This window comes from Arthrobacter agilis (assembly GCF_002953615.1).
Classification (GTDB): Bacteria; Actinomycetota; Actinomycetes; order Actinomycetales; family Micrococcaceae; genus Arthrobacter_D; species Arthrobacter_D agilis_B.
The window spans coordinates 1,251,635-1,266,193 of the sequence record NZ_CP024915.1 but is presented as its reverse complement, the minus strand read 5'-3'; the positions used below and the strand labels follow the sequence as shown (position 1 = coordinate 1,266,193).

14 protein-coding genes are annotated in these 14,559 nt (G+C 71.8%); 13 read left to right on the top strand and 1 reads right to left on the bottom strand.

The features are described from left to right. The first annotated feature begins 182 nt into the window (after window positions 1-182). The 4 genes from def to rpe all read left to right on the top strand — a co-directional run bounded on the left by def (window position 183) and on the right by rpe (window position 4,060). Window positions 183-788 carry a peptide deformylase gene (gene def, locus CVO76_RS06050; RefSeq protein ID WP_133080605.1) on the top strand — a complete coding sequence of 202 codons (606 nt, stop codon included), beginning with the start codon at window positions 183-185 and terminating at the stop codon, window positions 786-788. After that, window positions 785-1,750 carry a methionyl-tRNA formyltransferase gene (locus CVO76_RS06045; RefSeq protein WP_208741226.1) on the top strand — a complete coding sequence of 322 codons (966 nt, stop codon included), beginning with the start codon at window positions 785-787 and terminating at the stop codon, window positions 1,748-1,750. Before def ends, CVO76_RS06045 begins: the two co-directional genes overlap by 4 nt. Beyond that, complete coding sequence (locus tag CVO76_RS06040) at window positions 1,747-3,327, top strand: RsmB/NOP family class I SAM-dependent RNA methyltransferase (RefSeq protein WP_244186238.1); 1,581 nt, start codon at window positions 1,747-1,749, stop codon at window positions 3,325-3,327. Before CVO76_RS06045 ends, CVO76_RS06040 begins: the two co-directional genes overlap by 4 nt. 70 nt (window positions 3,328-3,397) lie before the next feature. Next, a complete protein-coding gene (gene rpe / locus CVO76_RS06035) occupies window positions 3,398-4,060 on the top strand; it encodes a ribulose-phosphate 3-epimerase (RefSeq protein WP_133080602.1) in 663 nt (220 codons plus the stop codon). Window positions 4,061-4,138: 78 nt separating this feature from the next. Here rpe and CVO76_RS06030 read toward each other — a convergent pair whose 3' ends face one another. Beyond that, window positions 4,139-4,873, bottom strand: a complete 735-nt coding sequence (locus tag CVO76_RS06030; RefSeq protein ID WP_208741224.1) for an acVLRF1 family peptidyl-tRNA hydrolase — start codon at window positions 4,871-4,873, stop codon at window positions 4,139-4,141. A gap of 51 nt (window positions 4,874-4,924) precedes the next feature. Here CVO76_RS06030 and CVO76_RS06025 point away from each other — a divergent pair, with 51 nt between their 5' ends. From CVO76_RS06025 to aroC, 9 genes are all read left to right on the top strand, one after another. Beyond that, window positions 4,925-6,394 carry a replication-associated recombination protein A gene (locus CVO76_RS06025; RefSeq protein ID WP_133080600.1) on the top strand — a complete coding sequence of 490 codons (1,470 nt, stop codon included), beginning with the start codon at window positions 4,925-4,927 and terminating at the stop codon, window positions 6,392-6,394. 422 nt (window positions 6,395-6,816) lie between these two features. Continuing rightward, the gene (gene rpsD / locus CVO76_RS06020) at window positions 6,817-7,443 is read left to right on the top strand and encodes a 30S ribosomal protein S4 (protein WP_055771608.1); all 627 of its coding nucleotides are present in this window, start codon (window positions 6,817-6,819) and stop codon (window positions 7,441-7,443) included. A gap of 158 nt (window positions 7,444-7,601) precedes the next feature. After that, on the top strand, window positions 7,602-7,976 hold the full coding sequence (locus CVO76_RS06015; RefSeq protein ID WP_208741222.1) for a DUF948 domain-containing protein: 375 nt from the start codon (window positions 7,602-7,604) through the stop codon (window positions 7,974-7,976). Window positions 7,977-8,000: 24 nt separating this feature from the next. Then, window positions 8,001-8,279, top strand: coding sequence for a DUF6167 family protein (locus tag CVO76_RS06010; protein ID WP_133080598.1), 279 nt, complete (start codon window positions 8,001-8,003; stop codon window positions 8,277-8,279). A gap of 155 nt (window positions 8,280-8,434) precedes the next feature. Further along, window positions 8,435-11,113 carry an alanine--tRNA ligase gene (gene alaS, locus CVO76_RS06005; RefSeq protein ID WP_208741220.1) on the top strand — a complete coding sequence of 893 codons (2,679 nt, stop codon included), beginning with the start codon at window positions 8,435-8,437 and terminating at the stop codon, window positions 11,111-11,113. Between the two features lie 8 nt (window positions 11,114-11,121). Then, window positions 11,122-11,739: a Holliday junction resolvase RuvX gene (ruvX, locus tag CVO76_RS06000; RefSeq protein WP_208741218.1), complete on the top strand. Its 618-nt coding sequence runs from the start codon at window positions 11,122-11,124 to the stop codon at window positions 11,737-11,739. Beyond that, window positions 11,736-12,968 carry an endolytic transglycosylase MltG gene (gene mltG / locus CVO76_RS05995; RefSeq protein WP_133080595.1) on the top strand — a complete coding sequence of 411 codons (1,233 nt, stop codon included), beginning with the start codon at window positions 11,736-11,738 and terminating at the stop codon, window positions 12,966-12,968. Before ruvX ends, mltG begins: the two co-directional genes overlap by 4 nt. Continuing rightward, complete coding sequence (locus CVO76_RS05990) at window positions 12,969-13,853, top strand: shikimate dehydrogenase (protein WP_208741216.1); 885 nt, start codon at window positions 12,969-12,971, stop codon at window positions 13,851-13,853. Between the two features lie 32 nt (window positions 13,854-13,885). After that, the coding region (gene aroC / locus CVO76_RS05985) for a chorismate synthase (protein ID WP_244186236.1) at window positions 13,886-14,559 on the top strand (674 nt) is incomplete at its 3' end.

The following is a 14,559-nucleotide window of genomic DNA, read 5'->3' as shown; positions in this document are numbered from 1 at the left end:
CCCCCCACGAGGACGGCCCCCGCCGAGCCCGCGCTTCCCGCCTGAGGGGCCGACCGGGCCGAAGTCCGCGCGCCCGGGCGCCCCGGCACTAGGATTGACGGGAGCCGCGGCGAGCACGAGTGCCGCGGTGCCGATGATCCCGCGCCCTGCGCGCACTCCGCGAAGCGAGGAACCGAACACCGATGGCCGTCCTGAGTATCCGCATGATCGGCGATCCGATCCTCCGCACACCGGCAGCAGAGGTCACCGACTTCGGTCCCGACCTCGCCCGGCTGATCGAGGACATGACCGAGACGATGATCGACGTGCAGGGGGCAGGGCTCGCCGCGCCGCAGGTGGGGATCGGGCTGCAGGTGTTCACCTACCGCGTCGACGGCGCGGAGGGCCACGTGGTGAATCCGGTCCTCGAGCTCACGGGACCCTCCCAGGGGGAGTCCGACGTCGAAGGCTGCCTGTCCGTCCCGGGGCTCGGAAGCTTCGTGGACAGGACGGACCGGGCCCGCGTCACCGGACAGGACCTGACCGGCAAGGAGATCACCGTGGAGGGGACCGGCATGCTGGCCCGGGCGTTGCAGCACGAGACGGACCACCTGCGCGGGACCCTCTACATCGACCGGCTCGAGGGCGAGGACCGACGGAATGCCCTTCGGGCGATCCGCAGCGCCGACTACAACAGCGTCACGTCCCGCACGGCCGCCGAGCGGTCCCGGTCGCTCGGTTCGAGCTTCACCCCCGGCGCGGCATCGACCCCGGGCCGCGCAGGGACCTTCGGCCGGACCACCCGATGAGGATCCTCTTCGCAGGAACGCCCGAGGTCGCCGTCCCCTCCCTGCGGGCGCTCGTCGACGCGGGGTTCGACGTCGCCGCCGTGCTCACACGCATCGACGCGCCGCTGGGCCGCAAGAAGGTCCTGACCCCCAGCCCCGTCGCAGCTGCCGCGGGTGAGCTCGGGCTGCCGGTGCTCAAGGGGAACCTATTCACTCCGGAGCTGCTCGAGCAGCTCTCCTCGCTCGACCTCGACGCCGCCGCGATCGTCGCCTACGGCGGCATCGTCCCGCCGGCCGGACTCGCCGTGCCGAAGCACGGCTGGATCAACCTGCACTTCTCGGTCCTGCCGGCATGGCGGGGTGCCGCACCCGTCCAGCACGCGGTCCTCGCGGGGGACGACGTCGCCGGTGCCACGACGTTCCGCCTCGAGGAGGGACTCGACACCGGTCCCGTCTTCGGCGTGATGACCGAGACGCTCGAACCGCAGGCCACGAGCGGTGAGGTCCTCGAGCGCCTCTCGCACAGCGGTGCCGTGCTGCTCGTGCAGACCCTCTCCGGCATCGCATCCGGACGGGTCGAGGCCGCGCCGCAGTCGGGCGAACCGAGCTTCGCTCCGAAACTGGGGATCGACGACGCCCGCATCGACTGGTCGGAACCCGCCGTCGCCGTCCGGCGCCGCATCAATGCCGTCACCCCCGAGCCCGGCGCGTGGACGACGCTCGAGGGGCAGCGCGTGAAACTCGGTCCCGTCTCGCCCGCCGCGGGGGACCCCGCCCCGGGAGACCCCGGCGGGGTGACCGGGCAGCCGGAAGCCGGGGGCCCACCCGCTCCCGGCGCGCTGCAGGTCGTGGGTCGGGAGGTCCGGGTAGGGACAGGCACGGAACCAGTGGTCCTCGGCAGCGTCCAGCCGGCGGGGAAGAAGATGATGAAGGCCCTCGACTGGGCACGAGGCGCGACGCGCGGAGAGCTGGTGTTCGAGTGAGCGGTACCGGAGGAACGAACAGCGGATCCGGAGGGAACGGCCCGTCCCGGCGATCCGGCGGCACCGGCGGATCGGGCAACCAGGCCGGCCGGGGGCAGGGCGGCGCGCGCCGCCGCAACGAGCAGGGCCGGGAGCGCAACCGCGGCGGGGACCGCCAGTTCTCCTCGGCCGCGCCCTCGCAGCGCACCCGCCGCGCCGATCCCGCTCGACTCGTGGCGTTCGAGGTCCTCCGCGCCGTGGCCGCCGAGGACGCCTACGCGAACCTCGTCCTGCCGGCGAGCATCCGCAAGCACGCACTGGACCGCCGGGACGCCGGGTTCGCCACCGAGCTGACCTACGGCGCGCTGCGGGGCCAGGGGACGTACGACGCCGTCCTGGCCCGCTGCGTCGACCGGCCGCTCGGTCAACTCGATCCCGCCGTGCTCGACGCGCTGCGCATCGGGGTCCACCAGCTCCTGGCGATGCGCGTCCCGGCGCACGCCGCGCTGGACCAGACCGTCGGACTGGTGCGCGCCGTGATCGGTGCCGGGCCCTCGTCGCTGGTCAACGCGGTGCTGCGCAAGGTGACCGCGCACGACCTCGAGGGCTGGATCGCCGAGCTCGTCGACGGCATGACGGACGCGACCGCGATCGCGGCGCTGCGCCACAGCCACCCCGAGTGGATCGTCCGGGCCCTGCGCCAGGCGCTCGTGGCCCACGGCCGCGACGTCGCCGAGATCGACGCACTCCTGGCGGCCGACAATGCAGCGCCGGTGGTGCACCTCGTGGCATTGCCGGGCCTCGCCACGCTCGACGACGCCCTCGCCGAGGGCGCGGAACCCGGACGCCTCGCTCCCGGGTCGGCCTACTATTCGGGCGGCGACGTCAGCCGCCTCCCCGGGGTGTCCACGGGCACCATCCGCGTACAGGATTCCGGTTCGCAACTCGTGGCCCGGGCGCTGGCCGCCGTCGACCTCGGCGACCGCCGGTCGGACGGTCCCGAGCAATGGCTGGACCTCTGCGCCGGCCCCGGCGGCAAGACGGCACTGCTCTCGGCGATCGGGCAGGACCGCGGTGTCCACCTCACCGCGAACGAGCCGGTGCCGCACCGCGCCCAGCTCGTCCGGCAGGCGCTGCGGCCCCTGCCCGCGGACTCGTGGACGGTCCGCGTGGGGGACGGGCGCGACGTCGGGCGGGAACAGCCGGAGAGCTACGACCGCGTGCTCGTCGACGCCCCCTGCACGGGACTCGGCGCGCTCCGGCGCCGCCCCGAGTCCCGGTGGCGCCGGCAGCCGTCGGATCTGGTGTCACTCGCGCCGCTCCAGCGCGAGCTGCTGGCCTCGGCCCTCGACGCCGTCGCGCCCGGGGGAGTGGTGGCGTACGTGACCTGCTCACCGCACCACGCGGAGACCGAGGCCGTCGTCGACGACTCCCTGAGGAGACGGACCGGCTTCGAGCGCCTCGATGCGGGAGCCGCCCTGGATGCCGTCAGCGTCGGCGGAGCCCTCGACGCCGGACACGGCTCGAGTGCGCAGCTGTGGCCGCACGTGCACGGCACCGATGCGATGTACCTCGCGCTCATCCGCAGGACTCTGTGAGGATGGACGGAGTCCCCCGCGGACGCCGTCGACCGTCCGAAACCCGAGCAGGGCAACGAAAGGAACCGCTGTGACCTCCCTCCGGATCAACCCGAGCATCCTGGCCGCGGACTTCGTCAACCTTGAGGCGGAGCTGCAGCGCATCGCCTCGGCCGATGCGGTGCACGTGGACGTCATGGACAACCACTTCGTCCCCAACCTGACGCTCGGACTCCCGATCGTGCGGCGCATCCAGGAGGTCAGCCCGCTGCCGCTGGACGTCCACCTGATGATCGAGGATGCCGACCGCTGGGCCCCGCAGTACGCGGAGGCGGGAGCCGCGTCGGTGACCTTCCATGCGGAGGCGGCAGCCGCCCCGGTCAAGCTCGCGCGCGAACTCCGCGGCGCAGGATCGAAGGCGGGCATGGCACTCCGGCCCGCGACGCCGGTGGAGCCCTACCTCGACATGCTCGCCGAGCTCGACATGCTGCTCGTCATGACGGTGGAGCCGGGATTCGGGGGACAGTCCTTCCTCGATCTCACGCTGCCCAAGATCCGCCGTGCCGCGGACGCCGTCCGGGGTGCGGGCCTGCCCCTGGTCATCCAGGTGGACGGCGGCATCACCGAGGAGACCATCCTCCGCGCAGCCGATGCCGGGGCCACCGTGTTCGTCGCCGGCTCGTCCGTCTACGGGGCGGACGACGCCTCGACCGCGATCGCCGCCCTGCGTTCGGCGGCCGGTCAGGAGAGCTAGACCCCTGTCCGGGGACTGCGGGGACGACGGTGGCACGCACCCCCGGTGCAGCCGGGTCCCGCGGTCCGGTCCGCTCCGTCAGGCCTTCGGGTCCGGCGGATCGGTCACCGTGATCCGCACGGCCAGCGCGGTCCTCGCGGCGTCCTTCAGCACCGCGAACCGGGGATCCGGGACCGTGACGAAGGGGACCTGTGGGAGCCCGGCGAAGGCAGCCAGCACGGGCTCGGCGAGGGTCGATTCCGCCAGCGCCCTGTCGCCGCCGAGCTGGAGGCACGACGGCGGATCGGCCCTGTACAGTGCTGCCGCGCGTGCGGCGGTCTCCTCCACCAGGGCGTCCGCCTGGTTCGCCCGGCGTCGCGCGAAGCGCTGCTGGGACCAGCCGCCCGCCGCCGTCCTGCCCTGGACGTACCGCGTGCCGGTCTTGGACGACAGCACCTGGCCCGATCTGGCGACGCCGACGGAGTACCCGCCGCGCCTGATCAGGAGGAGCCCGACCGTGAGGTCGGGGGCGACACCGTGCACGAGGTCCGAGAGCAGATCCGGCAGGACCTCCGCGGCGGAGGCGGCGGACCGGCCGGCGCCGGCCGGCGTGGCTCCTGGCGCGGTTGCCGGGGCAGGGCCACCGGGAAGCGGCGGGGCGAGCACGGCCGAGCAGCCGTTGCGGGCGACGATCCTGACGCCGGCGACCGTGCCACCGGCGCTCGGGGACGCCGGGGCCCGGAGGGCGGTGTAGGGACCGTTGCGTGCCTCGAAGCGGAACAGCCAGCCCGCGAGCCGATGGGGCTCGACGAGGACCGATCGGGTGGTGGACATGCTCCGCCTCTCGTGCCGCCTGCGTCAGTGGCCCACAGTAACGTTGACGCTGTGAATGATCTATTCAGCGCGGCTGCGGATGACGAGGCGGACGACGCGCCGTCCGACGGACCGCGCGCGCCGGGCACAGTGCGCCCGCGGAGCCCCCTCGCCGTCCGGATGCGTCCGCGCTCGCTGGACGAGGTGGTCGGGCAGCAGCATCTGCTCGGCTCCGGCTCGCCGCTGCGCACGCTCGCCGGCGAGCACGATCCGGGAGCGCACGCAGCGCCGTCGTCGGTGATCCTGTGGGGCCCGCCCGGTACCGGGAAGACGACGCTCGCCCACGTCATCGCGCGGGGCCAGGGCCGCACGTTCGTCGAACTCTCGGCCATCACGGCCGGCGTCAAGGACGTACGGCGGGTCATGGACGACGCCCTGACCTCCCGGGACCTGTACCGGCAGACCACCGTGTTGTTCCTCGACGAGATCCACCGGTTCAACAAGGCCCAGCAGGATGCCCTCCTGCCCGGCGTCGAGAACGGGTGGGTGGTGCTGATCGCCGCGACCACCGAGAACCCGTCCTTCTCGGTGGTGTCGCCGCTGCTGTCCCGCTCGCTGCTGCAGACCCTGAGGCCGCTCGACGAGTCGGACATCCGCGGCCTCCTGCAGCGCGCCGTCGACGACGAGCGCGGTCTGGCCGGCACCGTCGAGGTGTCCGAGGAGGCGCTCGAGCACCTCGTCCGCCTCGCGGCCGGCGACGCGCGGCGGGGACTGACGGCGCTCGAGGCGGCTGCCGGCGTCGCACTGTCCGGCACCGGCGACGGGACGGCGCCCGCAGGCCACGCACCCGCGTCGACGTCGCGTGCGGACCAGGACGACAGCGAGGACGGGGAGGAGCCACTCCCGGTCCTCGTGACGCTCGCCCACGCCGAGAAAGCCGTGGACGTCGCTGCGCTCCGCTACGACCGCGCGGGGGACCAGCACTACGACGTGGCGAGCGCGTTCATCAAGTCGCTCCGGGGCTCCGACGTCGATGCTGCCCTCCACTACGTCGCGAAGATGCTCGAAGCGGGGGAGGACCCGCGGTTCATCGCCCGGCGCCTGATGATCTCGGCGTCCGAGGACGTCGGGATGGCCGATCCGACGGCATTGCAGACTGCCGTCGCGGCGGCGCAGGCGGTGCAGCTCGTGGGCATGCCGGAGGCGCGGATCATCCTGGCCGAGGCGGTGGTGCACATCGCCACGGCCCCGAAATCGAATGCGGCCTACAACGGGATCAATGCCGCCATCGCGGACGTCAGGGCGGGCCGCGGGCAGGGCATTCCCGCTCATCTGCGGGACGCACACTATCCGGGCGCGAGCCAGCTCGGCCACGGCAAGGGCTACGTCTACTCGCACGACGAGCCGCACGGCATCGCCCTGCAGCAGTACGCGCCGGACGATCTCGTGGGGCGGGACTACTACCAGCCGACCGATCGCGGGGCCGAACGGGACATCGCCTCGAGGCTGTCCAGACTGCGCCGCATCATCCGGGGGAGATAGGGCGCACGGACGACCGCGGTCATCCTTCAGTTCCCCGTGCCCGTCGGCCGGTCGCCGTCGCGGCGGAGCTCCTCGTCCATGCTGCGTGTCGCGTCGGAGAGGGAGGAGGACGAGGTCCTCCTCCCGGCCGGGAGGTCGAGGGGGTAGGAGTCGGTCCCGGTCCGCCTGATTCGGCCCCGCCCTGCCTCGCTGGTAGGATGGGACGCTGACTGGCAAGTCGTCGTGTACCAGCCTCCTCTCCCATGCTCACCAGCAGGTCTCCTGCTGCGCCGCGCGGGGTGGCGGCCAGGGTCGCGGCGGACTGTAGTACCGGGAAGCGGCCAATCCCGGCTCTCCGCAAGTGGAGGCCAGCGACACCAGGAAGTGCGGACGCCCCCGTGGCGCCGGTCCGTTTCTTCGCCGCAAAAAATCGAAAGGTAGACGTGGCTAACAACACACGTGCCCGCCGGAAGGTCCGCATCTCGCGGGCCCTCGGCATCGCCCTGACCCCCAAGGCAGAGAAGTACCTCGAGCGTCGGCCGTACGCGCCGGGCCAGCACGGCCGTGCGCGTCGCAAGCAGGACAGCGACTACGCCGTACGTCTGCGTGAGAAGCAGCGCCTGCGCGCCCAGTACAACATCCGCGAAGCGCAGATGGCCCGCATCTTCGAGGAAGCCCGCCGCACCGCAGGCCTGACCGGTGAGAACCTGATCGAGCTGCTCGAGATGCGTCTCGACGCCCTCGTGCTGCGTGCCGGTTTCGCCCGGACCAGCGCCCAGGCCCGCCAGCTCATCGTGCACCGCCACATCATGGTCGACGGCGCCCGCGTGGACCGCCCGTCGTTCCGCGTGGCCGAAGGCCAGCTCATCCACGTCCACAGCCGCAGCGAGACCATGGTCCCGCTCCAGGTTGCTGCCGCTGGTGCGCACCGCGACGTCCTCCCCGCCGTCCCCGGCTACCTGGACGTCCAGCTCGACAAGCTCCAGGCACGCCTCGTGCGTCGCCCCAAGCGCTCCGAGGTCCCCGTGACCTGCGAAGAGCAGCTCGTCGTCGAGTACTACGCACGCTGATCCCCTCCGCTGACGGTCGTCTCCGCCGGCGCAGGACGAAGTGTGGACCAAGAGCCCGCGGCACACGCCGCGGGCTCTTCGTTCTGTAAGGTACTAAGAGCAAGAATTCCCACGCCCGCCCCGGAGGCGGTGCACCCCTGTGTAGAAGGAGACCGCCCATGTCAGGTGGAGATATTGCGGGCCTGATAGCTGCAGGCGTGTTCGCCGTCCTGGTGCTGCTGCTGGCCGTGCCGATCTGGAAGCTCGGGCGGGTGTTCGACGAACTGCGCAAGGCGATCCGTACCGTCACCGACGAGACGACGCCGCTGATCGAGGAGGTCACGAGCACCGTGAGCACCACCCACCAGCAGCTCAAGACCGTCGACGGCATCACTTCCAACGTCTCCGACGCGTCGGCCAACATCTCCGCCCTGTCGTCGCTGGTCGCCGCCACCATCGGCTCCCCGCTCATCAAGGTGTCGGCGTTCTCCTACGGCGTCCGCTCGGCCCTCGCGGGCCGCAAGGCGCCTGCACGACGCCGTCGCAGCCGCTAGCCCACCAAAGAACCGGAGAGAACGATGATTCGAAGAGCCTTCTGGCTGGCAGCCGGCATCACGATCGGCGTCGTCGCCGTGCGCAAGGTGTCGCAGGCGAAGTCCACCCTCGGCCCCGAGGGGCTGAACCGCGCCGTCGGGCAGATCAGCGACAGCATCGCCGACTTCGCCGACGCCCTGCGTTCGGCCATGTCGGAGCGCGAGACCGACCTGCGCGCCGCACTCGGCGTCCAGGAGCCGGCCGCTCCCGGCGCCGAGGCGTCCGGCGGGACGCTCCCCGCGCCGCGCCGCGCCCTCGGCTAGCACCGCGCAGCCCCACAGCCCGACCGACGGCCCCGCGGGGAACGCGTCCCGCGCCAGGACGTCGCGCCGGCGGCACGCCATGCCGCGCCGCGTCCGGTCGCCCCGGCGCCCCGACCGGTCCACCGCGTCCCGACCAACCACTGAAGGATTGCCCCATGAAGTCCCACGAGATCGCCAGTCGCTGGCTGAGCTACTTCGAGAAGAACGGGCACACGGTCGTGCCCTCGGCGTCACTGATCTCCTCCGATCCGTCGCTGCTCTTCACGGTCGCCGGGATGGTGCCCTTCATCCCGTACCTGACGGCCCGCGAGGTGGCGCCGTACAGCCGGGCCACCAGCGTGCAGAAGTGCATCCGCACGGGTGACATCGAGGAGGTCGGCAAGACCGCCCGCCACGGCACGTTCTTCCAGATGTGCGGCAACTTCTCCTTCGGCGACTACTTCAAGCCCGACGCCATCCGCCTCGCCTGGCAGCTCCTGACCAGCGACGTGGCCGACGGCGGCTTCGGTCTGCCGGCGTCCAGGCTCTGGATCACGGTCTACCACGAGGACGAGGAAGCCCTGGAGATCTGGCGTGACAGCATCGGCGTCCCGGTCGAGCGCATCCAGAAGATGGGCAAGAAGGACAACTACTGGTCCACCGGGCAGCCCGGCCCGGCCGGTCCCTGCTCCGAGATCTTCTACGACCGCGGACCCGCGTACGGAGTGGACGGCGGCCCTGAAGCCGACGACACCCGGTACGTGGAGATCTGGAACCTCGTGTTCATGCAGTACCAGCGCGGCGAGGGCACCGGCAAGGACGACTTCGAGATCCTCGGCGAGCTCCCGAAGAAGAACATCGACACGGGCCTCGGCCTCGAGCGCCTCGCCATGATCCTGCAGGGCGTCGAGAACATGTACGAGACGGACCAGGTCCGGCCCGTCCTCGACCGGGCCGCGGCTCTCAGCGGCAAGGCCTACACGAGCGCCGAGTCGCCCGAGGACCCGCACCACACCGACGACGTCCGCATGCGCGTGGTCGCCGACCACATCCGGTCCTCGCTCATGCTCATCGCCGACGGCGTCACCCCCTCCAACGAGGGCCGCGGCTACGTGCTGCGCCGCCTCATCCGCCGCGCCGTGCGTGCCATGCGCCTCCTCGGGGTCGAGAAGGCGTGCCTGCCGGAGCTGCTGCCGGCATCACGCGATGCCATGAAGGGCGTCTACCCGGAGGTCGAGAAGGACTTCGAACGCATCAGCCGGATCGCGTACGCGGAGGAGAAGGCATTCCTGCGCACCATCGCCTCGGGTACGGCCCGGCTCGAGGAAGCCGTCCGGGAGTCGCTCGCCGAGGAACGTCCCCTGTCCGGCCAGGATGCCTTCACGCTCCACGACACCTACGGTTTCCCGATCGACCTGACCCTCGAGATGGCGGAGGAGGCGGGACTGGCCGTGGACGCCGACGGCTTCCGCTCGCTCATGCTCGAGCAGCGCCGGCGCGCCCAGGCGGATGCCCGCGGGAAGAAGGCCGGCCACGCCGACCTCTCGGTCTTCAACGAACTCCTCGGACGCGGCCAGACGATCTTCACCGGCTACGACGAGCTGACGTCCGAGGCGACGATCATCGGCGTGCTCGACAAGGGCGCGTCGGTCCCGAGTGCGCTCCAGGGCGACGAGATCGAGCTCGTCCTCGACCAGACCCCGTTCTACGCGGAGGCGGGCGGCCAGGCGGCAGATGTCGGCCTGATCACTGGGGACGGCTTCGTCGTCGAGGTCCTCGACGTCCAGCGGCCCGTCAAGGGCCTCAGCGTGCACCGCGCCGTCGTGCGGGAGGGCGAGGTCGCCCAGGGTGCAACGGTGACGGCTGCCGTCGACCGCCAGCGCCGCCACGCAGGGGAGCAGGCCCACTCGGGGACGCACATCGTCCACGCCGCCCTGCACGAGATCCTCGGTCCCGAGGCGCTCCAGCGCGGGTCCTTCAACAAGGCCGGATACCTGCGCTTCGACTTCTCCTGGGGCGAGGGCATCAGCGCCGCGGCCCGCTCGGAGATCGAGGAGGTCTCCAACATCGCGATCCGCAACAACTACGAGGTCGAGACGAAGATCATGTCCCTCGCGGACGCCAAGGCCCTCGGCGCGACGGCCCTCTTCGGTGAGGCGTACGGCGACACCGTCCGCGTGGTCGAGATGAACGCCGAGTTCTCCCGCGAGCTGTGCGGCGGCACGCACGTGGCGTCCACGTCGCTCATCGGCAGCCTGACGCTCCTCGGCGAGCAGTCCGTCGGATCGGGTAACCGGCGCGTGGAGGCCCTCGTCGGGCTCGACGCGTTCCGGCACCTCGCCGCCGAGCGGGCCCTCGTCTCCGAGCTCTCCGACATGCTGAAGGTGCCGTCCGCCCAGCTGCCCGAGCGCCTCTCCGCCACCCTGAACAAGCTCAAGGCCGCGGAGAAGGAACTCGACCGGCTCCGCAAGGAACAGCTCGCCGCGGCCGCGGGATCGCTCGTCGACACGGCCGTCGACGTCGACGGCGTGCGCCTCGTCGCGCACGACGCCGGCGAGATCGGCGGCGCGGACGAACTGCGGACGCTCGTGCTCGACCTGCGCGGACGCCTGGGATCCGAGCCGGCCGTGGTCGCCGCGACCGGCGTCTCGCAGGACCGACCGCTCGTGCTCGTCGCGACCAACGAGGCGGCGCGGACCGCCGGTGTGAAGGCCGGAGCACTGGTCCGCACGGCGGCGAAGATCCTCGGCGGCGGCGGCGGCGGCAAGGACGACGTCGCGCAGGGCGGCGGTTCGGACGCCTCGCGCATCCCCGACGCACTCTCCGCCATCCGCACGGCTGTAGCGGAACGCTGACGCCTCCCATGACGGACGACGGCGCGGGAGCGGCGACCGGGAACCCGGACGCCGCTCCCTATCCCCGCGGTCCGAAGCTCGGGGTGGATGTCGGGCAGGTCCGCGTGGGGCTCGCCGGCTGCGACCGGGACGGCCTGCTGGCCACCCCCATCCGGACGCTGAAGCGCGACGCGCGCAAGAACAGCGACGTCCGGATCCTCGTCCGGGAAGCCGTGGAACGCGACGTCGTCCAGATCGTCGTGGGACTTCCGAAGAACCTCAGCGGCCGGGAGGGCGCGTCCGCCGACATGGCCCGGACCTATGCCGGCCTGGTGGCAGAGGAACTGATCCGCCAGTCCCACCCGGTGCCGGTACGCTTGGTCGATGAACGGCTGAGCACGGTATCGGCCCACCGTTCGCTCCACGCGGCTGGTCTGAGCAGCCGCGAGCATCGTAAAGTGGTGGATCAGGTGGCTGCTGTCGAAATTCTCCAGCACGCCATCGACATGCAACGTTCACGTGGACGGGACGTGGGGGATCCGGTTCCTGTGCGTGAGGCAGAGGTCGCTCAGGGCCTCCCGCCGACCCCTACTGAGGAGCCAGTTATCAAGGACAGTTCGTCGAGCACGAGGGAACCGGAGTCATGAGTAACCGTACCGGCCAGTCTCCCGCCTCCCGCGACTCCGACGGCCGACACGGCCCCGGGACCCACGCCGGGGACGAGGGGTACGCCCACCCCGAGCCCGTCGAGGAGTTCTTCGCCGCGCAGGACGACCCGCGGCCCGACCGCCGGCCGCAGTCGTCCAAGATGCGGCAGCGACGGCGCCTGCGCCGCACCGTCGTCATGCTCGTCGTCCTCATGCTGTTCGCGGGCACGGTCTACGGCGCCGCGATGATGCTGCGCGACTTCCTCGGACTCGACGACGTCACCGACTACGCAGGGCCCGGCGGCGAGGAGACCGTGTTCACGGTCCCCTCGGGGGCCGGTGCCCTCGCGATCGGCGAGGGCCTCGAGACCGCCGACATCGTCGCCGACTCGGCGACCTTCGTCACGGCGCTCTCGGCAATCGCGGAGGGCCGCGAGGTCCAGCCGGGCGAATACGAGATGCGCCTGCAGATGTCCTCCTCGGATGCCGCGGAGGCGCTGCTGGGCGCCGACCCGTCCCTCGTGTCCTACGCCGCCGTCGCGCGGGACCTCCGGCAGAACGAGGTCTTCGACATCCTCACCGAATCGACGGGTATCCCGCGCGCCGAGTTCGAGGCACTCGCGGCCGCACCGACGCAGTTCGGCCTCCCGCCGCAGGCACTCTCGCTCGAGGGCTACCTGCACCCGGGGGAGTACCGCTTCGACGTCGAGGCCGGCGCCACCGACATCATCGCCGAGATGGTCAAGGCCACGACGGACCGCCTGGCGCAGGACGGCGTCACCGATCCGAACAAGCAGTACGAGATCCTCACCATCGCGAGCATCGTGCAGGCCGAGGCCGGCGAGGGCGACTACGCGACCGTGGCCGGCTCGATCAACAACCGCCTCACGCCCGGCAACACCGAGACCAACGGCCTCCTGCAGTCCGACGCCACCGTGGCCTACGGGCTGGGCAAGCGGACCTACCAGCTGACGCCCGAGGAGAAGGCGGACACGTCCAACCCGTACAACACCTTCGCGAACCCCGGCCTGCCGAAGGGTCCCATCGGCTCCCCGAGCGACGAGGCCATCGACGCGACGGTCAATCCGGCGGACGTGCCGTTCTACTTCTGGGTGACGGTGAACCTCGACACGGCCGAGACCAAGTTCTCCGAGACCTACGCGGAGCACCTGCGCTACGTCGCCGAGTACGACGCCTGGTGCGCCGACAACGCCGGACGGTGCGAGTAGGTGCCCTGGACGGCACCGGGGGCACCGGGGGCGCCTCCGCGTCTCCGAGCCGCCGTCGTCGGTTCCCCCATCGGCCACTCCAAGTCACCGCTGCTCCACGCGGCGGCGTACCGGGCCCTGGGGATCGACTGCTCCTACACCGCCGTCGAGGTCGCTGAAGCGGACCTCACCGACTTCGTCGCCGGAGTGCGACGCTCCGACGGCTGGCGCGGACTGTCCGTCACCATGCCGCTGAAGGGCGGCATGGCCCGGCTCGTCGACCACACCACGGACCCGGCGTCGGTGCTCGGGGTGGTCAACACCGTCGTCGTCGAAGGGCACGGCGCGGACCGGGTCCTCACCGGACACAACACCGACGTCGCGGGAGTGGCGAACGCCCTGGCCGCCGCCGGCGTCCGGCGGCCCGAGCGGGCCGCCGTGCTCGGGGGAGGTGGCACCGCTGCCGCGGCCGTCGCGGGGCTCGCCCGGCTCGGTGCCACCGAGGTCACGGTGCTCGTGCGCCGGCCGGAGGCGGCCACCGGGCTCGCGACGATCGGGACCGCGCTCGGCATCGGCGTCACGGTCGAGCCCTGGGGCGGGGCAGGACGGGCGCTGGCGGAGTCGGACGTCGTCATCTCCACGCTCCCGCCCCGCGCAGCGGATGCGCTCTGCCCCTTCCGGGACGGTTTCCGCACGGACGGGACGCTGCTCGACGTCGCCTACGACCCATGGCCCAGCGCCCTCGCAGCGGACTGGCAGCGCGCCGGCGGCACGATCGTGCCCGGCCTCGACATGCTGCTCCACCAGGCGGTCGAACAGGTCCGCCTGTTCTTCCCGGACATCGGGCAGGACAGCGCGACGGTCTTAAACGTGATGTGTGACGCAGTGGGCGCCCCCCGGCACTGAAGGCTGCAGTGCTGCATGGCAGTATGGAAACCATGTTGCGTTGGTTGACGGCAGGAGAATCGCACGGCCCCGCCGTGGTCGGGATCATCGAGGGCATGCCCGCGGGAGTGGGCATCACGAGTACCGACATCCAGGAAGCACTGGCCCGCCGCCGCCTCGGCTACGGGCGCGGAGCCCGCATGAAGTTCGAGCAGGACTCCGTCCGCATCCTCGGCGGCGTGCGCCACGGCCTCACGCAGGGCGGACCCGTGGCCATCGAGGTCGCCAACACCGAGTGGCCCAAGTGGGAGAAGATCATGTCCGCGGATCCGCTCGGCGAGGAGGACGCCGCCGAACTCGCCGCCTCGGCACGCAACGCACCCCTCACCCGGCCCCGGCCGGGGCACGCGGACTTCACGGGCATGCAGAAGTACGGTTTCGACGAGGCCCGCCCCGTCCTCGAGCGCGCGAGTGCCCGCGAGACCGCCACGCGCGTGGCCCTCGGCACGGTGGCCGCGAAGTTCCTCGAGGGCCTCGGCATCCGGCTGGTCAGCCACACGGTGTCCATCGCCTCCGTGTCCGTCCCCGAGGACGCGCCCCTGCCCGGTCCGAACGACGTCATCGCGCTCGACACCGACCCGCTGCGGTGCTTCCACCGGGACACCTCGGACGCGATGGTGGCCGAGGTCGACGCCGCGCACAAGGAGGGCGAGACCCTCGGGGGAGT